Consider the following 25,119-nt stretch of genomic DNA (forward strand, 5'->3'; position numbering starts at 1 on the left):
CGACATAACTCAATGATGACAAAGGATGCACCCGGTTCGGTAGCCATCATGGGGGACTAAAATGCCCCCATGATGTGCAGAGTAGATCGCACGGCTATTTACTTTGCAACTCACGCATCATGGCGGCGCGCAAAATCGCATTCAAGCGCGTCTGGTATCCTTTTCCTGGCGCTTTCAGCCATTCGAGCACATCGGCATCAATCCGCACCGATGCTTGCGTTTTTATCGGACGATAGAAGCGGCCGCGAGATGCAGTGCTCCAGAAGGTGTCGTCTAAGGGCGCAATGTCCTCAAAATCAATGTCACCATCGGCTTTTTGACTCAATGCTTCCAGTTCCGACTGCTGTTTATCTGTAAGCGGCGGCAGTTCGCTGCGTTTAAATCTGACTTTGCTCATAACGCCTCCTCTCATTTCGCGTTGCAGAACGAGCACTGATGATCCTGACAATCTCGGTGCCCTGTTCAAATCTGACCGTATGGGCAACCAATACGATGAGGTAACCCGACACACTCCCCAACGTCTGCCAGCGATATTCGCCGTTTTCAACACGATCCTGGCAAGCAATATGATAAGGGTCATCAAAGACTCTGGCTGCAATTTCAAAGCTGATGCCATGCTTGCGGATGTTGGTTTCCGCTTTGATGGTATCCCATTCAAACTCCAATTCCGTTTGCATTTTAGCATACACTTTTGTCTATACATTTTAGCATGACAAATTCACATGTATGTTTGTTGCTCAGCTTTGATCATGATCAATTAGCGTAAACAAATTGTCGTAAGAAAAAGAAACAACGTGAGCTGCTACGTGAAATTCAGAAATAAAAAAGCCGCACTTCATCAATGAGGTGCGGCTTTTAAGATTGCGCGACGCTGCGTCGCGGCCTGGAAATACTTAACGCTTTTCCTGATACGCCAGCCAGGTCAGTAACTGTAAGCTGGCGGAGAAGTAATTCTGATCCGGCGCTAAGCGATCGCTGAGATAACCGGTTTGATTCAGGGTCAGATCGCGAATCGCCAGCAAGCCGCCGTCCATATTGTATGGCGCAGGAGTATTGGCGAGCACATCAAACCAGGCCGGAGTCGTCTGGCGACCATAACCCTGCCAGACGCGCTGGAACGGCACCAGACGCAGGCTTTGCGGGTCATACCACCAGATATTGAGCGGAATACGAATCGCATCGTAGCTAAAGCGATTGGAGTAACCCACTGCCGGTGCCACTGAACCATCGGCATTCAGCGCCACCCAATCCAGTGGCAGACCGGTTTTGCCAAAGTGCATATCACCCAGCAATTCCATGCCGTCATCGATCAGGTTATTCCACACGCGCAGGTGACTGCGGTCAGCAAACTCCTGCCAGGCGGCAAACAGGAAATAAGAGGGATTCAGCACCACATAGCTGTTTTTATTGAAGCCCTGTGCGCCTGGCAACATCACCGTGTGGCCGCCAAACGTGATCACGTTTTGTTTGACGATGGCGCGCTGAATACGGTCAGAAGTTGACTGATAATCACCGCCCCACTTTTGGCCTGCGCGCTGCAGTGCCCACGCAATCAGCACATCGCCATCAGAGGCATTGTTCTTGTCGGCAATCGGGTTTGAAGCACCCGGCGTGTAACGCCAGTAGAACAGATCGTTTTGCGGATTACGCAGATGGGTGCGCGTCCACTTCCACAACAGATCAAACGTGGTGCGGTCGTCGTTCGCGACGGCCAGCAGCATGCCATAGCCCTGACCTTCGGTGTGACTCACATTATTGTTGGCCGTATCACTGATACGTCCATCGCCGCTCATAAAGCGGCCTTTGAAGGTGCTCCAGCCATCTGCAGCAGCCTGGGCGCTGAAAAACATCACCATGAAACACAGCATCCATTGACGCCAGAAGCGCATGACTCTCATCAAACAATCCTATTGATATCGGTAATGCAGCGTGTTGCCGTCATTCTTTTCGAAGGTGACCGGCACCGCAGCGCTGCCGCCCTGTGCCTGCAGCCACTGTGAATAAACACCGGCCAGCACGGCGCTCATCGCCAGCTGCCAGCGCTCTGCACCCACCTTGCTGGCGCCCTGCGGCAGCGCATGATGCTGAATCAGAATGGCATTTTCCAGCGGCTGAAGCTGGGTGAAACCCCAGCTAAAGCGCGCCAGTTGCAGATTCATCTCGCGTTCCAGATCCTGCACGGTGCGCGCTTCCGCTAAAGGATAGCGTGCTGCCAGCGATGCGCCCACATTGTTGAGGAAGCCTTCGGCTTCCTCGCCCGCGTTGTCCAGCATCCCTTCAATCATCACGCTGACCAGATCAAACCAACCCGGCTGATGCGGATGGCTGACGCGCGCGGTTGCCTGCTCACTCATTTAGTTGTCTCCGAACAGATAACGGAAGTACAGATTCGCTGTGCTCTCGTTGTAATCGCCAAAGGTGTCGTAGCCTAACTGGCCGCCAATGGTGACATCTTTGTTAATCTTATAGTCCGCACCAGCATGCAAGTTATAGCCAATACCGTTCTTGCTAGTGCCTGAGTAATAAGCCTCTTTCGCAAAACCTGCAGAAGTCAGCAATTCCATGGCAGTTTGTGCATCAGGATCGTTAGGGAAATATGCACTTTTATCTTGGCTATAAGTCTGGTAACCCATGGAACCGCCTACATTGACTTTCAAGTCGTCAAATTTACGCGAAAACTCAATCGGGAATGAAACCGATGCGTAATTCTGCGGGCTGAAGTAACCACCTTGACCATAAGTGAAATAGCTAAGGTTTTTCGAGAAGTCCATCCATGACAAGCTCATGCCCACTTTCAGCTCACGATCGTCGTAGTGGAACGGACGGACGTAAGCACCGGCGGTAGCATTCAAACTATTGTTGCTGGCAACATTCTCACCGATATAGCTATAAGCGCCTGCACCAGCATAGAAGCCAGCATCGCCATTGTCGTAGCTAAGTAAAGCGTTTGCGCCGTTCTTGGTTACGCGGCCCCACTTCGTACCGGTAGCCTTGTCAGTTACGCCAACATAAGAGAGCAGGCTATCCGTCATCGCACGACGTTCACCCGTCAATACTAACGTCAGGAAATCAGTGAGTTTTGGTGACCACTGCACACCACCTACAAGGGTGCTGAGATCCTGGCCCAGTGGTGTACTCCCTAAATCAATCTTGTAGCTGTCGCCCTTAAGCGCCATGTTAAGTTCAACGCCTGACGCACGCTGAGAATCGGTAGATGCACTTGGTACATCGTTGACGGTGGCTCCACCCGTAGCGACAACTAGCCCCTGAATTAAGGGGTTCGCTCCGAAGCGACGCCAGGCATCACCCGATGCGCTGCCAGCCGTTAAAGATACGGGTGTCATAGTGAAATCGAAACGCGATTCGCCAAATGGCACGGTGGAGAACGTCAACGGCGCTTTCGCTTCAGTCAGTTTACTCAGACCCGACTCTCCGTCACGCCCACGCACCTGTACTGCGCCCTGCACCCAGGTGCCGGTTTTCTCTTGCAGATCGTCCATCATACTGTCGATCTGGCGCAGCGTCTGGCTCTGCTGGATTGCCGGTGTATTGCTGGCCAGCGTGGTCCCCGTTGCGCTGCTGGTGACATCCGGTGCCGATTGCCATGGCATCACCGCGCCATAAGCAGACGGAGAACGCCCCACCGGCGAAGTACCCCGGTTGATGAACGGGTTATCCGCCAATGCCAGACCACCCACGCTTGGCGTATCACCGTTGGTGGCACCCTGCAGACCAATCAACTGCCCGCGCGCGCTGCGCAGATAGCTCATGGCCTGGCTGTGATTGCCGTTGGCTTCAGCCACGCGCGCCAGTAACAGCTGGCGATCCGGTGACTGCTCATTGTTCAAGCCGCGTGTCAGGGTATTGGCTTTATTGACGTCATTGTTCGCCAGTGCCACGTTGATGGCACCGGTACGCGCATCTTGCGTTGGCGTATCCTGGGTCATCAGGTAGTCATACACCACACCCGCTTCTTTGTTCATCTTGCCGGACTGATACAGTCGCGCCATGGCGAACATCAGATCGCGGTTCTGTGGATCGTGCTGCAGCGCGCCCACCAGCTTGTCGTAAGCCGCGGCGTACTGCTTCTGCTCACGCAGACGATCCACTTCGTTGATCACGTAACCGTTGCGAATACCCGCCAGCTGCGTTGGTGTACTGCGCGCCTGCAACTCCGGGCTGCTGAGGAAGCTCTGCGCTTCGGTATTCAGACCCGCCTGGTTGAGCACCGCAACCTGTGCAGCGTAATCACCGGCATTCCCCTGAATGCCGCGCTGCATATTGCTGCGCACCACAGAGACAGCGGTGGTGAGATCGCCCGCTTTCGCCAGCTTCTGTGCCAGGTTACCGGCATCCACCGGGTTGGACGGAGGTGACGAGGCCAGCGCACGCAGGGTATTCGCCGCTGCAGCATTCGAGCCCTGCGCCAGATACTGATCGGCGGTGGTCATCTGCAGGTTGAAGTTCACACGCTGCGCCAGCTCGCGCATATCGCTGCTCTTGCTGCCGTTCGGTATGCGTGACAGCAGTAAACTCGCCTGCTGCCAGGCACCGCTCTCGCTGGCGTTCAATGCGCCAGCATACAGCTCTGCCGTGCTGGCGCCGCTGCGCATCGACGGCTGCATAATATTAGCAGCCATCATATTGTCGCCTTGCGCGCGATAAATACGCGCCAGGTCGAGGCGTAACCAGCCATCATTCGGGAAGCGCTGAATACCGCTGTTCAAGGTGGCTATCGCGGCGCTGTTGTTGCCCGCCGCCAGCTCACGCTTAGCCTGCGCACGAATCGGATCGGTGCTGCTGCCGCGCGGGGCCACGCTCTGGCGCACGCTATCCGGCAGAGAAGCCAGCAGCGTGTTCGCTTCCGCGCTGCGGTTCTGCTGACGCAGCACGTAGAACAGGCCTTCTTTGGCGTTACGGTTGTTCGGATCGGCTTGCAGGATAGAGCGATAAGTTTGTTCTGCCTGGTCGAGTTGATTGCTGCGACGCTGCACGTCCGCGCGGAACAGCTTAGCGGAAACGCCTTTCTCGCCATCGGCCTGCGCCAGCGGTTCACTCAAGGCTAATGCCTGCGCGCTGTCACCGTTTTTCAGCGCCTGCTGCGCGGTCGCCAGTTGAGCATAGAAGCGCGCATCGGCTGCCTGCTTTTGGCGCGTCTCGCTCTGATCGCCGCCCATCTGCGCGGCGCGCGTCAGATAATCAGCCGCTTCGGCATAGCGCCCGGCACGCTGAGCCACATAGCCCATACCCGCCAGTGCATCGGCATCCTGCGGGTTCGCCTGCAGCACTTTCTCAAAGTTGTTCTGCGCGTTGCTGACGTCACCACTGTTCAGTGCGGTGAAGCCAGCACCCTTCTCAGCGCCGCCAACATTTTTACGGTAGTAATCCATCACCGCATTGTCTTGCGGATGACGCTGCTGCCAGGTTTGGTATAGCGAGGCATCGGACGCCTGCGGGCCGAGCCACAGCAGCGCCTGACGCAGTGAACGGTCAGCCTCTTTATTGCCATCCGCCAGCGTACCCAGCAGATCAATACCCTGACGACGGGTCGATTCCTGATAGGTCAGTGCTTTGCCGAGTGCCAGCTTCGCGCCGGTATCTTGTGGATGATCGGCCGCGAATTGACGCAGCGCTTCGACCGCCTGCGGCAGCAGCGAGCGGTCTCCGGCCATGGTCAGGTAATATTCCGCCGCCACGCTCGGTGGTGGCTCATTACCATTAAAGGTATTGCGCCAGGTTTGCAGCGAAGCTGCAATATTGCCGCTGCGGGCCTGCTGGCGCGCTAACGACAGCTGCGCCTGTGGGATGGTTTGCAGCTGACGCGCATTATCCAGCTCGGTGAGGTGCGGATCGTTTGGCGATGCGGCACTCAGTCGCGCGCGCCACTGCGCCGCTTCCGCGCTGCTGCCGCTCTGCTGGGAATAAAGCGCCAGCAAATAAAGCGCCTGAGTGTTGTTGGGTTCCACCATCAACACTTTTTGCAGCGAAGATTTGGCCAAATCGTCATGCGCTTTCTGATGCCAGTAAGCCGCCTGATCAAACAACGCTTGTAACGCAGGATTGGTGCTCTCCGCCGCCAGCAGCGGCTGAGAGAACGCCAGTGCCCCACCCAGAATCAGGGCATGACGAATACCGGCACTCAACAGATTTTTTTTCATTGTTTTTATCCTTACTTCTTGCCGGACTTGCTATCAGCTTTCGGGTTGAGGCGTCGCCATGCATGACGCTTCAGCATCGCCCACGCGCTACCGCCGACCAGCGTTGCCAGCACCAGAGCCGCCAGCGCCATCAGCACCGAGTGCTGGTTGGCATACCACACCACCATCATGTACCACGGCATTTCGCCACTCGGGAACTGTGGGCCGACGCGGAAACTGCGAATACCGTTTTCATCAGTGATGATGGCAGTATCGCCACGAATGCCCGCGTTAATGCGCGCCGAGTTGAGATCTTCATGCAAACGCAGCAGCTGTTGATCGCTGGTTGCCACCGTCATCACCACCAGGCGATCGGCATTCCACGGCGAGCGGTAGCTGACAAAGCCACGCCACGCTTCGTTGGAGGAGAAGTAACGATCGGCATCCAGCTGCTGAAGGTTCCAGTCGCCGGTCAGCCAGCCACGCAGCTTGTCCCAGGTCGTCGGATCTTTCACGCCCAACGTATTACCGCTGGTCTGATAAGGCGTGTTAGCCAGCATCTGCTGATTGAATTCACTGTTCTGTGTGGTGCTCACCGCCAGCAGATCACTGTCCTGCAGGCGTGTCAGGTTAGTGCCACCATTTGGCAAACCAAACAGCACCTGGTTCTGCACCAGCGGTACACCGGTCGCGTTACCCGCACGTGAAGACATATCCAGCAGCGTGGAGATCTCTGCATCGGTCGGTTTTTCTGGCAGCAGCAAGGTGGTCTGCGAGAAGTCCGCCAGACGCGAGAACGGGAATGATGCGCCAACGAAGTACGACAGGTTCGGCAGCATGGTGAAGTGACGCGTGTGGCTCAGGTCGATCCACGAATCATCTTCGATGCGGCTCTTGATGTTGTTGTTGAGCAACACACCACATGGCGCGTCCGCTTTCGGTTTGATGTTGAAGTACAACGCCAGCTGGTTATCACCGTAAATCAGATACGGCTCTAGCTTCAGGGTGTAGTGCTCCTGACGGGCGTCGCCGCCCAGACGATGCCAGGCGCTCTCCAGCAAGCCGACTTTGTTTACGGTCAGGTTGCGCAGGAAGGTGCCGTTAAGCATCACGTTGAGGAACGATTTGTTCTCATCAATCCAGCTTTCCGACGGGAAGCGGTAGTGCAGCTCGACCGGAATAGTGTCGCCATCCCACATGAACAAATCGGGTGCCGCGCGGAAGTTCACGCTCAGCGCATCATGCCAGATGCCGGTGGTGGTCAGACTCTGATCTTTACGCAGCAGCTCGCTCAACCGCACCGGACGAGTGGTATTGATCCAGCGCGGCGCGTCATACGGCTTACGCAGGCCAATCGGCTGCGGCTGCACGTTCAGGCTGCTGGCATCGGTCGCCAGCGGTTGCGTGGTCAAACGGTTTGCCGCCTGACGCAGCTGAGCATCATCCGCACCGACAACTAACAGCAGTTTGTAAACCGGGTTGTTCGGGTTATCAATCACCTGCAACAGCGGACCGTTGGTGGCAGGTAAAGTCACAGAACCGATCTTCTCACCGGGATGACCAATCAAAATGCCGTTGTGCTCAGGCAGATCGCCACGCACCACCGGGAAACGAATGCCGCGATAGTCCGATTGAATACCCATCCATGATGCCACTAACGCCGCCGCGCTGATGCTGTCCGGCGTGGCATTGGCGGCAAAGCCAAAGGTCACGCTGGCTGGCGTCATACGCTGCGCATCCATAAACGGACGCGGGAAGTTGCGCAGGCTGGTGCCGATATTCAACTGCTGGCCTTCGAGGCTCAGCGTGGTTTTAGGCAGAATCGACACCTGATACTGCTGTGCACTCTCTTTTTCGCACAGCAGTTTGTCGGCATCGTTAATTTTGAAGCTGAGGTTGTTGCTTGAGACCACCATTGCCGCTGGGATATCCAACTGGTAGTCGCTGACATCGCTGTCGCTCGAACCCAGTGGCAAAGTGCCCAGCGGCTGACCATTCAGCATCAGCTGCAACGAGGTATTACGCGCCGCCAGTGCTGCTGAAACGCGCAGCGACAAATTCAGACGCGCGTTGGTGATCACTTCATCGCTCGGCAGAGTAAACACGATGCCCGATTGCAGCTGACCGCCCGTTAAGGTGATGCCCTGCGGCTGGCCCATCTGCGCCACGGAAATGGTGCTGCTGATAGGTTGATTGAGCATCTCAGAAGCGGAAACCACGGGTGCGGCGACTGATGCCGCAGGTGCCACATCAGGCAGCACCATCTCTGGCGCTAGCGTGGTAGCAGGCGGCTCCGTCTGTGGTGCAGCCGAGTTCGTGGCGTTGGCTGCTGGCATATCCGTCACAGCCGGGGCAGTATTTTCAGTTGCTGGTGCATTTTCAGTGGGCGCATAAGGTGTTGCACCCGCCGCCTGCTGCAACTGGGCATCCGCTTCACTCTGGATGCCTTGCGGTGGCGGCACGTTGGACAAGGCCGAACTATCCTGCGTTACCGCAGGGGTTTCTGCCCAGGCCGGGGCGAGCATCAGCGCCGTCGCCAGCGAGCTTGCCAGCAACGTTTGCGTCAAATTCTTCATACTGCGCTGTCCTCTTTCACTGCCGACTGGTTTTCACGCTTATGCTTCTCACGGCGATCTTTCCAGGTCAGCCAGAACAGCTCAAATACGGTACGAATAATGGTGCCCAGCGATACCAGCGGGTTGTCCTGCTTATACTCAGGCTGGATCCACGCATCGGCGCGCGCCAGTACCACACGCACCAGCTCACGACGACGCGATAGCGGCATATCACCAAAGCGCAGACGAATGGTCTCTTCATCGCCGGAGATTTTGCTCACCGGAATAGTGATGGCACCGGATTTCAGCAGCAGATCAATCTCTTCAATTTCATCATGCTCATGACGGTTGTCCGGTGCATCCAGTTGCGCGCCGCCCATCGACAGGTCGCTGGTTTGGGTGCGTGATGAGATACCGCTGGCGTAGTGAATCACCGCCGGAATCTGCACTTCGATACGAATGGTTTTACGCACCTGTTTGGTTTCGCGCGCCACGGCAATCGCCGCCATCAGGATGATCAGGCTGAACACCGCCCAGCCGACGTTGAGGGCGATAACATAGGGATCAACACCGAAGTAATCATGTGCCGTTGCACGCACCACACCCGCGACGATACCAATGGTCAGCAGTACCGCGACAATCACATGGGGGCGGACGATGTGGAAATCGAAGAAGCCCTGGTCCAGCAGGCCCCCCTTATCCGTTACGTTAAATTTACCGCGCTTTGGTGCCAGCATGGTCAGCAACGTCGGGATCACGAGGTGGAAGCACATCACGGTTTCGTAGATTTCACCCCAGAAGGTGTAACGGAACTTGCCGTTCATGCGGGAGTTGACGTACAGCGACATCACCAGATGCGGCAATACGTAGGCGAAGATCAGCGACGCCGACGAGTGAATAATGTTCAGGTTAAACAGCAAGTACGCCAGCGGCGCGGTCAGGAATGCCACGCGCGGCAGACCGAACTGGAAGTGCAGCATGGCGTTGAGGTAGCAGAGACGCTGCTGCCATTTCAGACCGCGGCCAAACAGCGGATTATCCACACGGAAGATCTGCGTCATGCCACGCGCCCAGCGGTTACGCTGAACCACGTGCAGACCGAGACGCTCGGTGGCCAGACCCGCAGCCAGCGGAATCGCCAGGAAGGCAGACCCCCAACCCAGGCGCTGCATTTTCAATGCGGTGTGCGCATCTTCGGTCACGGTTTCCACCGCAAATCCACCAATCTCTTCCAGCGCGCTACGGCGAATCACCGCACAGGAACCGCAGAAGAAGGTGGCGTTCCAGTTGTCGTTACCCTGCTGAACCGGGCCGTAGAACAGCGCGCCTTCGTTCGGAATGGTACGCGCTGCACGCAGGTTACGTTCAAACGGGTCCGGTGAATAGAAATAGTGTGGCGTCTGCAACAGCGCCAGCTTGGGATCGTTCAGGAACGGACCGACGGTCGCCTGCAGGAAAGTGCGAGTGGCGACGTGGTCACAGTCAAAGATGCAGATCAGCTCACCCTTGGTGATTTTCATCGCATGGTTGAGGTTACCGGCTTTCGCATGACTGTTGTCGTCACGGGTGATATAGCCCACCCCTACATCGGCGGCAAAAACCGCAAACTCGCTGCGCTTGCCGTCATCCAGCAGATAGACCTTGAGCTTGTCACGCGGATAATCGATGCACTGCGCCGCCAGCACGGTATCACGCACTACGTCGAGGCTTTCGTTATAGGTCGGGACATAGACGTCAACGGTAGGCCACAGGCTGGTATCGTCCGGCAACGGTTCAATGGTGCGTTTTAATGGCCAGGTGGTTTGCAGGAAGCCGAGAATCAGAATCAGCCAGACATACAGTTCGGCCAGATATAAGCCGATGCCGAGAATCGCTTCAATCTCGGAATTAAACTGCAGCGTCTCCGTGGTGCGCCACCAGATATATCGGGTCGACATCAGCGCAGAAAGGATAACCATGATGACAGTTATTTTGCGGCTTTTGCTGAAGCCCAGTAAAAACATCATCCCGATGCTGATTAAGCCAAAAATATATTGTTTTTGGCTGTCCATAGGCGTGATGACGATTACCGCAGCCACAGGTGCAAGCACCAGCAGCAGCAGGTAAAACCCGAGTTTACTCATGATTCACCCTAAAGAAGCTGTGTTGTTATTATTGCTAATACCGCCAGGCAAATGCCTGGCGATTAATAATGGCTGCGGATAGGTGCCTGAACTTCACCGTTACCCACGGTAATATTCAGGATATTGGCTACGCGCTTTGCCACCAGTTCGATATCAAATGCGGCGGCGGATGCCGGGCTGAAATCATAAACTGATTGTTGTGAAGCATTGGCTTCCGCGACATTTTCATCACGGTGCACCACGCCTAATAAATTTTCGCCCAAACGCTGCTGCATAAAGCCGGTGACTTCGCGACTAATATTGCGGCGATTGTCACTTTGATTAAGTACGAAATAATGACCACGCTTATTATTAAGCGGCTGACCTATCATGCGGTCATTTTCAATTTGCGGCAGTAAAGAGACCGAGGCAGTATCTGCCAGCATCACCACTAAATGCATATCGGCCAATGCCTGCATAGCTTTAAGTGCCGGACCCGGACCTGGCGGGAAATCGGCAATAATGACCAGTCCCGGGTAATTTAAAACCGTGTCCAGACCGCGGCGCAGGAAATGCGGATCTTTAATCAGGTTCTCTTCAAAACGCTCACGCTGATCTTCGGTCACATCGCCATAAGGCATGACGAAAATATTACCGCCGGTGGTGAGGATGGATTGGCTCCAGTCAGCCTGCTCTTCAGAGCGCGCAACAAAGCCGCGACCATCGTGCAGTGGCACACCAAAATGCAGGCGCAATGCGTTCTGGACATCGAAATCGATTGCCAACACCTTGCTGCCAGCGCGAGCCAGGCTCCATGCAAGGTTGGCCGCCATGGTGGTTTTCCCTACTCCCCCTTTTGGCGAGCACACACAAACTAACGGCATAGCGCAATCTTCTCCAATAGCGGTTTTAAGGGTGTTTCTTTTGAAAGATTAGCAGGTTCCGTCGCACGCGAGCGGAACAGGGCACCAAAACGTGAGGGTGCAGAAGCTGCCGGACGCGCCGGTTCAACCGGAGCGGTAAAGGTAGACGCGGGCGCACTGAAGGTTGTTGTAGCCTGCGGCGCTTCAGCCGATGTCGCGGCAATCGGTGAGGCTAAAGGCGCTGGAGCAGAGTTCGCTACAGGTGCGGGAGCCGGCGTTACTGTAGGTACCGCAGCGATAGGTGCGGATGCAGATAAAGGTGCAGCCGCCGGTTTCGCTGGCGGCGGTGGAAACAGCGACGTCGTGGCCTGACGCTCAACATGGGTCGCTTTCGGTGCCTGTGAGATCACAGAAGGCGCCGGTTTAGCCGCGGGTGCAGGCGGGAAGAGAGACGAGACTCCCGCAGGCGGCGTGGCTGGCGCAGGTTCTGCAGGCGCAGTGGCCGCCAGGCTGTCGAGAATCGAACCGCGTGAAGTGCTGGCCGCAGGTGAAATTGCCGCCGGTGCAGCAGCGGGTGCGCTGAACTCATCACCGCGAATCGGCTGCGGCTGTGGCAGGTCAATACGCTGGCCGCTGCCTAACTCAGGCTCATTATCGGTCGCTAATTGGCGTATGATCGCCCACTGGCTGTGATCCGCTTCCTGCGATTGCCCAGACATATCCTTAAAAGCGATATCGAGCGTTTTGGTCTTTTCTTTAAAACGCTGCAGATCGTCGTAATTCTTCATGATCAGAGCCTGTAAAAGCGGGAGGGAATTTTTCGCGAATATATCACACACATTAAAAGAGAGTGAGGGAATTCTGATTACAAAAACGGCGTATTCAACAAAAGACTTTTATCAATATGATTGAAATTCTGGCAATGCAAAAAGCGTGCAGATATTTAAGGCCGGAGATTTATTAATATCGATTAACTGAAATAATAACGACAAAAATATTCACCTAAGCTACTGATATGAAGCAGAAGTGGTTCAAGTTGCGGATTTTACAGGTGCGTGATTATGCTCACATAATCCTGACGCTATTCGGAATTTGCCTTAACGATTTAACCCCTAATCAGGACCAATCAATTACTGATGCACTGGAGTAATACATTTCCAGGCGCTTCTGGCAGAAACATTTTTTTTGTTAGCATTCCTGAAGTATAACGCAGGAAAAAATAAAGGCTCCCGCAGGAGCCTTTATTCATTTTTGGCGTGGTTAATTACACGCCCACTGGCTGATTCTCGTCCTGATCCACCGCGAAACAGGCAATTTGCTGCTCGCCATATTGCTTAAGTTTGGGCTGCAACTGGACGCAGGTACCAAAGCGGCGGCGGCAGCGCGCGTTAAACGCACAGCCCGGCGGCGGATTGAGTGGACTTGGCAGTTCGCCGGTCAATTTAATCCTTTCACGACGCTCATCTGGATTCAAACGTGGCGTGGCTGACAACAAGGCCTGCGTATAAGGATGACGCGGATTGCTGAAAATGGCCTCTTTACTGCCGCGCTCAACGCAACGACCTAAATACATCACCATCACTTCGTCTGCGATATGCTCCACCACCGACAAATCATGAGAAATGAACACATAGGACAAACCCAAATCCTGCTGCAAATCCATCATCAGGTTGAGCACCTGCGCACGCACGGAAACATCGAGCGCAGACACCGGTTCATCGGCGATCAGCACGTCCGGATCGAGCATCAGCCCACGCGCGATGGCGATACGCTGACGCTGGCCACCGGAAAACATATGCGGATAGCGATCGTAATGCTCGGTTTTCAGGCCCACCTTCGCCATCATCTCCAGCGTTTTCTCGCGACGTTCCGCTTTAGTCAGAGAGGTGTTAATCAACAGCGGTTCTTCGAGAATCTGGCTGATTTTTTTGCGCGGATTAAGCGAGCCGTACGGGTTCTGGAACACGATCTGGATTTTCTGACGACGCAGTTTTTGCGCCTGTGGATCGTGTTTCAGCAAATCCTGACCATGCCAGTAAAGCTGGCCTTCGGTCGGTGTTTCAATCATAGTCAGCAAGCGTCCAAGTGTGGATTTTCCACAGCCCGACTCACCGACCACCGCCAGCGTTTTGCCGCGTTCAAGGTTGAACGAGACGCCATCCAGTGCTTTCACCAGGCGCTCCTGGCCAAACAGCCCTTTCTTCACCGGGTAGTGTTTTTTCAGGTCGATCGCCTGCAGCAGGTAATCCTGCTGAGTATTATCAAGACTCATAAGTCGGTCTCCCGGCATCATCCAGTGGGAAATGGCATTTAGACTGGCGACCCGGAATGTCACGCAGTTCAGGTTCTTCACGACGGCAGCGTTCGGTCACATACGGACAGCGCGGATTGAGCAGACAGCCGGTTGGACGATCATATTTGCCCGGCACCACACCCGGCAGCGAAGCCAGACGCGCTTTATCTGCGGCAAACTCCGGCAACGCGCGCAGCAGCGCTTGGGTGTAGGGATGACGCGGGGCTTTGAAGATATCCACCGCTTTCCCGCTTTCCACCACCTGTCCGGCGTACATCACGATGATGTGCTGGGCTGCTTCGGCCACCAGCGCCAAATCGTGGGTGATCAGAATCAGCGCCATGTTCTCCTGCTTCTGCAACTCCAGCAGCAGCTCGATAATCTGCGCCTGAATGGTCACATCCAGTGCAGTTGTCGGTTCATCAGCAATCAGCAGCTTAGGTTTGCAGGCGATCGCCATCGCGATCATCACACGCTGGCTCATACCGCCCGACAACTGATGCGGATAAACATCAAGACGAGAGGCCGGATCGGGAATACCGACCTGATCCAGCAGGTCGATAGCACGCTGACGGCGCGTGCTTTTGCTGCCGCCCTGATGCACCTTCAGCGCTTCCATGATCTGGAAGCCCACGGTGTAGCACGGGTTGAGGCTGGTCATCGGGTCCTGGAAGATCATCGCCACTTCTGCGCCCACCAACTGGCGGCGCTCTTTTTCAGAGATCTTCTGCAAGTCGCGCTGGTTGAACTCCAGCTTTTCCGCCATCACACGACCGGGATAATCAATCAGGCCCATAATCGCCAGCGAGCTGACCGACTTACCGGAGCCGGATTCACCCACAATCCCCACCACCTGGCCTTGTTCAACCTGGTAGCTGATACGGTCTACTGCACGGAACGGTGTTTTTTCGTCGCCGAAGTGCACCGACAGTTTTTCTACATTTAATAGTGCCATCTCGGTGCCTCTTTACTGCTTGAGTTTCGGGTCGAGTGCATCACGCAAACCATCGCCCATGAGGTTGAATGCCAGCACGGTGAGCAGGATGACGACACCAGGGAACGTCACTACCCACCAGGCACTTTGCGCATACTGCAACACGTCGGAGAGCATGGTGCCCCACTCCGGCGTTGGCGGTTGCGCCCCCATTCCGAGAAAGCCCAACGCCGCCATATCGAGGATGGCGTTGGAGAAGCCTAATGATGCTTGCACGATTAGCGGTGCCAGGCAGTTAGGCAGAATATTGACGAACATCTGGCGCAGCGTACCGGCACCCGCCACGCTGGAAGCGGTGACGTAGTCGCGGTTTACTTCCACCAGCACCGCAGCACGCGTCAGACGGATATAGTGCGGCAGCGCGACGAAGGTGATCGCCAGCGAGGCGTTGACAATCGACGGACCAAAAATCGCCACCAGCACCAATGCCAGCAGCAGACTCGGCAGCGCCAGCATGATATCCACCAGACGCATGATCACCGCGTCGACGACGCCGCCGAGGTAACCTGCCATCAGACCAAACACCACGCCAAGGATCAGCGACAGCACCACCACCAGACAGCCAACCAGCAGCGATAAACGTGCGCCGAACATCAGGCGTGACAGCACATCACGGCCCACGTCATCGGTGCCAAAGATAAATTTCCAGCTGCCGCCTTCCTGCCACACCGGCGGATGCAGCAGCGCATCACGGAACTGCTCTGACGGCGCGTGTGGCGCCAGCACATCAGCGAAGATGGCGATCAGCAGCATCAGAATGATGTAAACCAGGCCAATCACCGCGCCTTTATTGCGTTTGAAGTAGTGCCAGAATTCCTGAATCGGGGTCATCGGCTTGGGTGCAGCGCTTACGCTTGCGGGATCAACAGTTGTCATGATGCCCCCCTTATTTCTTATGTCGAATGCGCGGATTGACCACGCCGTACAACAGATCAACCAGCAGGTTGACCACGATGATCAGAATTGCCACCAGCAATACGCCGCCCTGCACCACCGGATAGTCACGACGCTGCAATGCTTCGATTAGCCAGCGACCCAGTCCCGGCCACGAGAAGATGGTTTCCGTCAGAATCGCGCCCGCCAGCAAAGTGCCGACTTGCAGACCAATCACGGTGACCACTGGCAGCATGGCGTTACGCAGCGCATGCACCACGATGACGCGCATACGCGTCAGGCCTTTAGCGCGCGCGGTACGGATATAATCCTCACCCAGCACTTCCAGCATTGAAGAACGCGTCATACGCACGATCACCGCCAGCGGGATAGTGCCCAGCACAATGGCCGGCAAAATCATGTGCATCACCGCATCTTTGAAATCGCCCTCTTCACCCCACAGCAGCGTATCAATCAGCATAAAACCGGTGAGTGGGTGGCTGTCATCAAGGAAAATCGTGTCACTGACACGCCCGGATACCGGTGTCAGGTTGAGCTGCACCGATACCAGCATGATCAGCATGATGCCCCACCAGAAAATCGGCATTGAGTAACCGGTCAGCGAGATGCCCACTGCAGTGTGGTCAAACACCGAACCGCGTTTTACCGCCGCCAGCACGCCAACCGGAATGCCCACCGCAATCGCGAAGAGCATCGCGCAGATGCCAAGTTCCAGCGTGGCTTTGAAACGAGGGACAAACTCATCCCATACCGGGATGCGGCTTTTCAGCGAGATACCGAGATCGCCGTGCAGCACACCATTAATGTAGGTGATGTACTGTTTCCACATCGGCTGGTCGAGGCCAAATTGGGCCATCAGTTGGGCGTGACGCTCGGGAGAAATGCCGCGTTCGCCCGCCATGATCAGCACCGGGTCACCGGGGATCAAATGGACAAACGCAAAGGTCAGTAAGGTAATACCGATGAACGTTGGGATGACAAGGCCCAGACGTCGAAGTATGAATTGCAGCATAAGCCGGATTCTCAGTCATTTCCCGTGGCGTTGCCGCCAGGGACTACATTGCTCACAACACGCAATCGACAAAGCCGATCGCGACGCAAGAAGCGCTTCAATATAAGAAATTAGCCGGAAAAAAAGTGCGGAGACCGGGCGGCAAAGGTGCCGCCCGAGGGCCAGCAGCGCTGGCCCAGACCGCGATAATCCGAAAGGTTATTCCTGGATATCGACGTTTTCGAAGTGATGTTTACCTAATGGATCAACCACATAGCCAGTCACTTTCTTGCTCACCGGCTCATACACGGTGGAGTGAGCAATAATCAGCGCCGGAGCCTGGTCATGCATCACTACCTGAGCCTGTTTGTAGAGCTCAATACGTTTGTTGTGATCGGCTTCAGCACGTGCAGGCTGAATCAGATCTTCAAACGGCTTGTAGCACCAGCGTGAGTAGTTAGAACCGTCTTTGGCGGCGGCACAGCTAAACAGGGTGGCGAAGAAGTTGTCCGGATCCCCATTGTCACCGGTCCAGCCCATCATGACAGTCTGGTGTTCACCGGCTTTGGCGCGTTTCAGGTACTCGCCCCACTCGAAGGTGACGATCTTGGCTTTCACGCCAATTTTCGCCCAGTCAGCCTGAACCATTTCCGCCATACGACGGGCGTTCGGGTTGTAAGGACGCTGTACCGGCATCGCCCACAGGTCGATAGAGAAACCATCCGGCATGCCGGCTTCTTTCAGCAGCTCTTTCGCTTTGGCAGGATCGTAAGCGTAATCTTTCACATCATCGTTGTAGCCCCACATGGTTGGTGGGATCAGGTTTTTCGCGGCCTGGCCAGCGCCCTGATACACAGCGTCGATGATGGCTTGTTTGTTCACCGCCATGGTCAGTGCCTGACGCACTTTCACGTTATCCAGCGGTTTTTTCTCGGTGTTGAATGACAGGTAACCGACGTTCAGACCAGGCTGCTCCATCAGGTTAATTTTGTCATCTTTCTTCATGCTGGCGATGTCAGCCGGGTTCGGGTACGGCATCACCTGGCACTCACCCTTCTGCAGTTTGGCGTAACGCACAGACGCATCAGGCGTGATAGAGAACACCAGACGATCAATCTTCGGCTTGGTGCCCCAGAAGTCCGGGTTGGCTTTATACAGAATGCGTGAATCTTTCTGATACTGCTGCAGCACGAATGGACCGGTGCCCACTGGATTGAGGTCCAGCTTCTCTGGCGTGCCGGCTTTCAGCATGTTGTCCGCATACTCTTTTGACAGGATCGAGGCGAAGTCCATGCCGAGGTCAGCAATGAACGGCGCTTCAGGACGGCTCAGGGTGAAGCGTACGGTGTAGTCGTCAACTTTCTCGATTTTCTCGATCAGCTTCGGCATATCCATACCTTCGAAGTATTCGTAGCTGCCGCCCGATACACCGTGGTACTTGTTGTTTTTGTCGAGCTGGCGCTCGAAGGAGAACACGACGTCGTCAGCGTTGAAGGTACGCGTTGGCTTAAAGTCTTTGGTGGTTTGCCACTTCACGCCTTTACGCAGATGGAAGGTATAGGTTTTACCATCTTCGCTAACGTCCCATTTTTCAGCCAGGCCAGGCTGCAGCTCGGTAGTACCGGTTTTGAACTCAACCAGACGGTTGTAGATCGGCACGGAGCTGGCATCGTAAGTGGTACCCGATGTGAAGAGCTGTGGGTTGAAGCCTTCCGGCGAACCTTCTGAACAATATACGAGGGTTTTCGCCTGGACACCCGCGGCAACAGTCATAGCAATCAGGCTAAGACCGACCTTCAGCATCCTGGATTTAGCCAGGGAGTTGATCATGTTTTGCTCCATTGTGATGTGATGTTGTGTGCGTCGCCCGACCTCTGAATTTTTTTATGCGGTTCGGGCAGCATGCGAGTGGTTTATTTTGTCATCCGATAGCCAATGGCTCCTCAGAATCGCCCTACTCTGCATGTTATTGACGCATCAATTTGTCAACAGTTGCAAAGAACGTCAATACAAGGTGGGGTTATTTACACAGAGTGTGAGTAAGTGCAAGCAACGATAAAAAACAGGGTTATTGCGCTGAGCCAAAATTTAAAAAGGTGATAAAGCGCGCAATGCCGCGTGATTGTCTGGCTATACAGTCAAATGACAGTGATTATCACCGCTAAAAAACACACAAAAGTTATTGGTAAACGTCGAATAACTGAACGATTCGTCGTGCGTTATGACGTTCAGGCAGCGAAATATGCTGGTGTAATGGCATAAGAAATCAGCAAAAAGCATTAATCGGTCATAAGAAGAATGTGTCGCGAATTAAGCGTGCAGGGTTGATTGCGTTAGGGGTCGAGTCGGTAAAGTGGTAATAATGGCGGGTAAATGTGATTTATCGGATGGGATGGGTAAATTATAAGGTTAGGTGCAAACAGCATCGCTTTTAAATGGTGCGCTGCTCCGGGAAGGCGGCTCGATCGCAAAGACGGCGTAAATACATCCCTGTAGCCTCGGTCGCCGCATCCCTGCGGCGAACGCTTTGCTCCCCGAGCCCCCTTCCCATCGCTCATCAGCATTGATGCTGCTGTTTTGAAAAGCAGCACGCATCTAAGCAACAGCATGTTTTCTTTATGACAGCACGCACAAAGCCGAATGTTCGCTTCCTAAAGCACGCACAGAATCAAACGAAGGAGGGAATGCGGGGCCGCGGAGTAAAGCGTTACACGCCATGAATGGCGTGTGTCGAGCGATCAGGGACGAGACAGCGACTTTACGCAGCGGCCCCGTGTTCACTCCTGACTGCACCGGTTCCGCTTTTGAAACCCCGCACAAACTTAACAACTCCGCCCCTGGCAACAAACACAAAGTCCAATGTTCACTTCCAAAAGCGCGCACAGAATCAGATGAAGGAGGGGATGCGGGGCCGCGGAGTAAAGCGTTACCCGCCATGGATTGCGTGTGTCGAGCGATCAGGGACGAGACAGCGACTTTACGCAGCGGCCCCGTATTCACTCCTGACTACACCGGTTTCGCTTTTGAAACCCCGCACAGAAGCAACAGTTTAACCTCTGGACACACGCACAGAGCCGAATGCCAGCTTCTCAAAGCCTGCTCATAATCAAACGAAGGAGGGAATGCGGGGCCGCGGAGTAAAGCGTTACACGCCATGGATGGCGTGTGTCGAGCGATCAAGGACGAGACAGCGACTTTACGCAGCGGCCCCGTGTTCACTCCTGACTGCACCGGTTCCGCTTTTGAAACCCCGCACAAACTTAACAACTCCGCCCCTGGCAACAAACACAAAGTCCAATGTTCACTTCCAAAAGCGCGCACAGAATCAGATGAAGGAGGGGATGCGGGGCCGCGGAGTAAAGCGTTACCCGCCATGGATTGCGTGTGTCGAGCGATCAGGGACGAGACAGCGACTTTACGCAGCGGCCCCGTATTCACTCCTGACTACACCGGTTTCGCTTTTGAAACCCCGCACAGAAGCAACAGTTTAACCTCTGGACACACGCACAGAGCCGAATGCCAGCTTCTCAAAGCCTGCTCATAATCAAACGAAGGAGGGAATGCGGGGCCGCGGAGTAAAGCGTTACACGCCAGGGATGGCGTGTGTCGAGCGATCAGGGACGAGACAGCGACTTTACGCAGCGGCCCCGTATTCACTCCTGACTACACCGGTTCCGCTTTTAAAAGCGCGCACAAACTTAACAACTCCGCCCCTGGCAACAAACACAAAGCCAAATGTTCACTTCCAAAAGCGCGCACAGAATCAGATGAGGGAGGGAATGCGGGGCCGCGGAGTAAAGCGTTACACGCCAGGGATGGCGTGTGTCGAGCGATCAGGGACGAGACAGCGACTTTACGCAGCGGCCCCGTATTCACTCCTGGCTGCACCGACTCCGCGATCGACAGACGAAAAAAAACCTGCTTTTTCAAGCAGGTTTCTTCAAATATGGTCGGCGAGAGAGGATTCGAACCTCCGACCCACTGGTCCCAAACCAGTTGCGCTACCAAGCTGCGCTACTCGCCGATGGGGGCGAATATTACTGCTCCCCCTTGGGAGCGTCAATCCCTTTTCCGTAAAATCCGCCCGATCGCCTGGAAAGCAAACAGCACCGCAAAAAGCCCTGCCGCTCAACACCTTCCAGAAAACCCTTACAACGCTTTAGCAGGTGTCGCCGCCGGTGCCTGACACCAGTTATTCGCCGCTTTAATCCCGCCATCCGGCGAACTGTAGCCCAGGCAGCCTAAAATGGTATCGAACAACTCAACATGACGATGGGTTTTCCCCACGCGCTGCTGCGCCTGTAAACGCTCGAAGTTACTGCGGTTGGTAGGATCCTCAAGATACTTATCAGAAGCCCAAACCATCATTGGCACGCGGAACTGCTCCGGCGGCGCCATCTCACGCGGCGTGCCGTGTAAGTGCATATTATCGCTGATCGACTCACCATGATCGGCGGCATAAAACACAATCGCCTTCTTATCACGCAGCTGATCCAGCACGCTATCCAGCATGGTATCGACGTAAAGAATCGAGTTGTCATAAGCATTGATCAACTGCGCTTTACTACAGGTCTCATCCACGCCCATACATTCCGGCTGATAACGGGCGAAGCTGCGCGGATAGCGCTGTGAATACAGATAATGCGAACCCTTAGTGTGCAACACCACCAGATGCTTACCTTTCGGGAAACGTTGCAGCGAGGCCTGCAGTTCTGGCACCAGCAGCATGTCATCCACCGCTTTACCCTGATTACGCTTCTCAGAACCAATCTGCTCACGGAACGAGAAATTATTCACATCGGCGTTATCGTAGAACCACACTTCACTCTGCATAGCGAACAACTCAGAGGTAAAGCCCAGCTCCTTCATCACCGCAAAAACGTTCTGCTCTTTCAGCGTGCGGCCAGGATTATCCATGGTGCCGCCCTCGCGTACGAACATGCAGCGCAGCGACAGCTTAGTGGCGGTATCGCAAGACTCACCACGGAACGCCACCAGGTTTTTCTCTTTAGAAAGCTTCGGCGTGGTATCGCGGTCATAGCCCAGCAACCCCATGTGGTCCCAGCGCGTGGTCTCGCCAATCACAAACACCACATAGGTATCATCAATGCCCGGCGGTGCCACGTAAGTAAACTTCTTCGCTGGATCGAGCAGTTCCGCCCCATCCATCTCTTCATCGACTTTGGTCCAGGCAAACAGACCTAGCGCCGCAATCCAGTTAGAAGGCAAATACGAGTGCGCCACCACCCCGCCGTAACTTGGCAGGTCGATATTGGTGATCTCTTCATTCACTTTTTGCAGTTTGTCGAAGTAGCGAATCGGCAACCACACCAGCGCTACGCTCAACAGCATGATCAGCGCAGGCTTCAGACGCTGGCCCGGCGTTTTCAATTGCTCAATCAAGGTCTGGCTAAGGTTATTACGCCAAATCAGCAGCAGCGGCAGCGCGCTGACCAGCACCATCCACAGCACAAAGCGCATGCCGACCACTTCTTTAGAGAGATCGACATCAGTGGTCATCACTGAGGCCACGATGCCGTAGCCGATCACCACATTAAAGAAAGCCATGTAATAGGCGGCAGCCACGGAAATTACCACGGTTAACGTGGCAAGGATGCGATAAACCCACTTACCGCCCAGCGATAGCAGACGCATCAGGAAAAACGTCAGCAGCACCGCAGCGGTCACTTCTGCGACCGCAGAAAGCCAGTTAGAGAGGGTGGATTTCGTTAGGAAGCCGTCAAATCGGCGATAAAAAATTGGCAAATTCAACAAGATGCCGAGATAGAGCGCAAGCAACAGCGACAGCTTTTGCTGCGTTAACGTTTTGATATAATTCATTTACTTATTCATTCCTGACCCGGTGTCAATAAACCAACCTTAAATGTGACTATTTAAAGTCAATAGAGTTCGTCCGTGAGCGAGAAAAGCGCAAGCAACGAGCAGGAACGGGACGAATCTGAACCGGAACGGCAATGAAGGCGCATGCAGCGCAGCAGTAGAACATTTAACCAATGGTAAGACCAGACAATAATTGATCTGACCCCATAAAATGATAAAAGGCCCCTGTTGGAGCCTCTCTTTGGACTGGCAGCGACCTTAGTTGATGATATTCAGAGTCACATCAATGTTGCCGCGCGTGGCGTTAGAGTACGGGCAAACAATGTGTGCCGCATCCACCAGTTTCTGTGCTTCGGCTGCATCCATCTCTGGCAGGTGGATGTTCAGTTTAGCTTCGATACCAAAACCGGTTGGAATTGGGCCGATACCGACTTCGCCTTCAATCCACGCATCTTTTGGCATGGTGATTTTGTCACGGCCAGCCACAAACTTCATCGCACCGAGGAAGCACGCTGAGTAACCCGCGGCGAACAGCTGCTCTGGGTTAGTGACTTCGCCGCCTGCGCCGCCCATCTCTTTTGGCACGCCCAGTTTCACATCCAGCACGTTGTCAGACGAAGTGGCACGACCATCACGACCGCCGGTGGCTTTGGCTTTTGCGGTATAAACAACTTTATCTAAAGACATATTAACCTCACTATTCGCTATATAATCGCGCACTATATATCTATGCGCAGTTTTGACGTTGATATCCAGGACGCCGCGTTAGCGACATCCAAAATGCTTTATTTGGCGCGGTTAAGATTGGTGCGCAAATCGTCCAGCTGATTTTTCAATGCAATCAAGGTGTCATCGTCACAGGCGGTGGCACAGCGTACCGCCTCGGGAATGCTTTGTGCTCGTTCACGCAGCGCACGACCTTCATCTGTCAGGGTCACCACCACCTGGCGCTCATCGCGACGCGAACGCTGACGGCGTAACAAACCAGCGGCTTCTAAGCGTTTCAGCAGCGGCGTCAGCGTGGCTGAATCAAGGAACAGCTGCTCGCCAATCTCCGATACGGTCACATCATCCTGATTCCACAGCACCAGCATCACCAGGTATTGCGGATAGGTAATCTCCAGCTCAGCCAGCAGCTGGCGATAGACTTTGTGCATCGCGAGATTCGCCGAATAGAGCGCGAAGCAGAGGTGTTGATCAACCTGGAGTGGCGTCTGCTGCACTTTTTTGTCATCTTGATTACTGTTCATGCGATTCAATATAGATAGCGCGCTAGATAATTGCAAGCAACTTTATTCCGGAGTGTTAAAGATGCGTGATTCACTGGAAGAGCAAGCGCGCCGTTATGCCACGCAGGCACATGCTGCTGCGGGTCAGCGTCGCAAATACACCGATGAGCCTTACATCGTGCACCCGGCTGCAGTGGCCGAACTGGTGCGCAGCGTCACCGATGATGAACAAATGATTGCCGCCGCCTGGCTGCATGACACCGTGGAAGATACCCCGAGCACGTTACAGGACATTGAAAGCCATTTTGGACAGCGCGTCGCGCAGCTGGTCGATATGCTAACTGACAGCGCGCAGCCCGAGGCGAAAAACCGCACCGCCCGCAAACTGGCGCACTTCCGCCATACCGCCGAAGCCTGTCCCGATGCGCAAACCATCAAGCTGGCCGATATCATCGACAACACCCGCGCCATTGTGCATTTCGATCCCGACTTTGCACGTATCTACCTGATTGAAAAACAGATCCAGATTCAGTTGTTGAATCAGGGCGATCCGCAATTGTGGCAGCAGGCAGAGCAGATCATTCAGCAAGGCATTGATCAGCTGGCGCAGCCACCACACAGCGTGCCAGAGAGTTGGTTTGTGAAACAGGCGGCAAAATACGGCGGATTAAGCTGAAAAAAAACCCGCCGTGCAGGCGGGTCAGAGAACCGATAGTCTTTTTACTCGAGCAACTGCCGCCCCAGATAGGGATTGGCTTGCAGCAGTTTCATCAGTTTACGCGCCGTAGCGGATGGGCGCGTGCGTTGCGCCTCCCAACTTTTTACAGATGAAACGCTCACCCCCATCACGCGGGCGAACTCATCCACCTGCATGCCGGTCATTTCGCGTAAACGCTGTGGCTCGGGAACGGATACTGCGTTGAGTGTAATTTCTGATACGGAAGGCTGTGCATCACGTGTCAAAACAATCTGCTCAAGGCTACTCAATAACTCGACCATTGGATCTTTTATTTCCATAGAGAACTCCTTAAAAACTCACTATGAAGCACGTGAAAGTAGAGAGGTAAGCGCCACCAGGCGCTGAAACTCGGCCATATCAGGCTGTATCCCGCAGCGGTCTTTTCAATTTTTTATAAAACCGTTACGGGACACAGCCTGTTGCACACTGCGAAAGATGTCATAGCAATGCAACAATCAGCCGGGTTACTAATTATGGGTCA

General features: G+C 54.7%; 19 protein-coding genes and 1 tRNA gene. 1 reads left to right on the forward strand and 19 read right to left on the reverse strand.

What is annotated here, in order from left to right; translation table 11 throughout:
• Positions 1-94 precede the first annotated feature (94 nt).
• The 18 genes from WFP70_RS13590 to WFP70_RS13675 all read right to left on the reverse strand — a co-directional run bounded on the left by WFP70_RS13590 (position 95) and on the right by WFP70_RS13675 (position 23,920).
• The gene (locus WFP70_RS13590; RefSeq protein ID WP_337023591.1) at positions 95-397 is read right to left on the reverse strand and encodes a BrnA antitoxin family protein; all 303 of its coding nucleotides are present in this window, start codon (positions 395-397) and stop codon (positions 95-97) included.
• The gene (locus tag WFP70_RS13595; RefSeq protein WP_034827799.1) at positions 378-677 is read right to left on the reverse strand and encodes a BrnT family toxin; all 300 of its coding nucleotides are present in this window, start codon (positions 675-677) and stop codon (positions 378-380) included. The genes WFP70_RS13590 and WFP70_RS13595 overlap by 20 nt, the downstream gene beginning before the upstream one ends.
• Before the next feature lie 216 nt (positions 678-893).
• A complete protein-coding gene (locus tag WFP70_RS13600) occupies positions 894-1,898 on the reverse strand; it encodes a glycosyl hydrolase family 8 (protein ID WP_337023590.1) in 1,005 nt (334 codons plus the stop codon).
• 9 nt (positions 1,899-1,907) lie between these two features.
• On the reverse strand, positions 1,908-2,354 hold the full coding sequence (gene bcsD, locus WFP70_RS13605) for a cellulose biosynthesis protein BcsD (RefSeq protein ID WP_337023589.1): 447 nt from the start codon (positions 2,352-2,354) through the stop codon (positions 1,908-1,910).
• On the reverse strand, positions 2,355-6,158 hold the full coding sequence (locus WFP70_RS13610; RefSeq protein WP_337023588.1) for a cellulose biosynthesis protein BcsC: 3,804 nt from the start codon (positions 6,156-6,158) through the stop codon (positions 2,355-2,357).
• An 11-nt stretch (positions 6,159-6,169) separates the two neighbouring features.
• Complete coding sequence (gene bcsB / locus WFP70_RS13615) at positions 6,170-8,713, reverse strand: cellulose biosynthesis cyclic di-GMP-binding regulatory protein BcsB (RefSeq protein ID WP_337023587.1); 2,544 nt, start codon at positions 8,711-8,713, stop codon at positions 6,170-6,172.
• Positions 8,710-10,815, reverse strand: a complete 2,106-nt coding sequence (bcsA, locus tag WFP70_RS13620) for a UDP-forming cellulose synthase catalytic subunit (RefSeq protein WP_160868680.1) — start codon at positions 10,813-10,815, stop codon at positions 8,710-8,712. The genes bcsB and bcsA overlap by 4 nt, the downstream gene beginning before the upstream one ends.
• A gap of 62 nt (positions 10,816-10,877) precedes the next feature.
• Positions 10,878-11,678 carry a cellulose biosynthesis protein BcsQ gene (gene bcsQ / locus WFP70_RS13625; RefSeq protein WP_337023586.1) on the reverse strand — a complete coding sequence of 267 codons (801 nt, stop codon included), beginning with the start codon at positions 11,676-11,678 and terminating at the stop codon, positions 10,878-10,880.
• Positions 11,669-12,445: a cellulose biosynthesis protein BcsO gene (bcsO, locus tag WFP70_RS13630; RefSeq protein WP_337023585.1), complete on the reverse strand. Its 777-nt coding sequence runs from the start codon at positions 12,443-12,445 to the stop codon at positions 11,669-11,671. Before bcsO ends, bcsQ begins: the two co-directional genes overlap by 10 nt.
• Before the next feature lie 476 nt (positions 12,446-12,921).
• Positions 12,922-13,929 carry a dipeptide ABC transporter ATP-binding subunit DppF gene (dppF, locus tag WFP70_RS13635; protein WP_160868678.1) on the reverse strand — a complete coding sequence of 336 codons (1,008 nt, stop codon included), beginning with the start codon at positions 13,927-13,929 and terminating at the stop codon, positions 12,922-12,924.
• Entirely contained in the window at positions 13,919-14,905 is a 987-nt protein-coding gene (dppD, locus tag WFP70_RS13640) for a dipeptide ABC transporter ATP-binding protein (protein WP_038643846.1), read from the reverse strand. Before dppD ends, dppF begins: the two co-directional genes overlap by 11 nt.
• A 12-nt stretch (positions 14,906-14,917) precedes the next feature.
• A complete protein-coding gene (dppC, locus tag WFP70_RS13645; RefSeq protein WP_034827779.1) occupies positions 14,918-15,820 on the reverse strand; it encodes a dipeptide ABC transporter permease DppC in 903 nt (300 codons plus the stop codon).
• Positions 15,821-15,830: 10 nt separating this feature from the next.
• Positions 15,831-16,850 carry a dipeptide ABC transporter permease DppB gene (dppB, locus tag WFP70_RS13650; RefSeq protein ID WP_034827777.1) on the reverse strand — a complete coding sequence of 340 codons (1,020 nt, stop codon included), beginning with the start codon at positions 16,848-16,850 and terminating at the stop codon, positions 15,831-15,833.
• A 198-nt stretch (positions 16,851-17,048) separates the two neighbouring features.
• Positions 17,049-18,659 carry a dipeptide ABC transporter periplasmic-binding protein DppA gene (dppA, locus tag WFP70_RS13655; RefSeq protein ID WP_034827775.1) on the reverse strand — a complete coding sequence of 537 codons (1,611 nt, stop codon included), beginning with the start codon at positions 18,657-18,659 and terminating at the stop codon, positions 17,049-17,051.
• 2,117 nt (positions 18,660-20,776) lie between these two features.
• A tRNA-Pro gene (locus WFP70_RS13660) sits at positions 20,777-20,853 on the reverse strand.
• 125 nt (positions 20,854-20,978) lie between these two features.
• Complete coding sequence (gene eptB / locus WFP70_RS13665; protein ID WP_097118486.1) at positions 20,979-22,670, reverse strand: kdo(2)-lipid A phosphoethanolamine 7''-transferase; 1,692 nt, start codon at positions 22,668-22,670, stop codon at positions 20,979-20,981.
• A gap of 258 nt (positions 22,671-22,928) precedes the next feature.
• Positions 22,929-23,357, reverse strand: a complete 429-nt coding sequence (locus tag WFP70_RS13670; RefSeq protein ID WP_034827959.1) for an organic hydroperoxide resistance protein — start codon at positions 23,355-23,357, stop codon at positions 22,929-22,931.
• Between the two features lie 98 nt (positions 23,358-23,455).
• Positions 23,456-23,920, reverse strand: a complete 465-nt coding sequence (locus WFP70_RS13675) for a MarR family winged helix-turn-helix transcriptional regulator (RefSeq protein WP_034827771.1) — start codon at positions 23,918-23,920, stop codon at positions 23,456-23,458.
• A 61-nt stretch (positions 23,921-23,981) separates the two neighbouring features.
• Here WFP70_RS13675 and WFP70_RS13680 point away from each other — a divergent pair, with 61 nt between their 5' ends.
• The gene (locus tag WFP70_RS13680) at positions 23,982-24,575 is read left to right on the forward strand and encodes an HD domain-containing protein (protein WP_034827769.1); all 594 of its coding nucleotides are present in this window, start codon (positions 23,982-23,984) and stop codon (positions 24,573-24,575) included.
• Positions 24,576-24,619: 44 nt separating this feature from the next.
• Here WFP70_RS13680 and WFP70_RS13685 read toward each other — a convergent pair whose 3' ends face one another.
• On the reverse strand, positions 24,620-24,916 hold the full coding sequence (locus tag WFP70_RS13685; protein WP_034827767.1) for an HTH-type transcriptional regulator: 297 nt from the start codon (positions 24,914-24,916) through the stop codon (positions 24,620-24,622).
• Between the last annotated feature and the right edge of the window lie 203 nt (positions 24,917-25,119).

This window comes from Pantoea sp. USMM079, assembly GCF_037153115.1.
Lineage (GTDB): Bacteria > Pseudomonadota > Gammaproteobacteria > Enterobacterales > Enterobacteriaceae > Pantoea > Pantoea communis.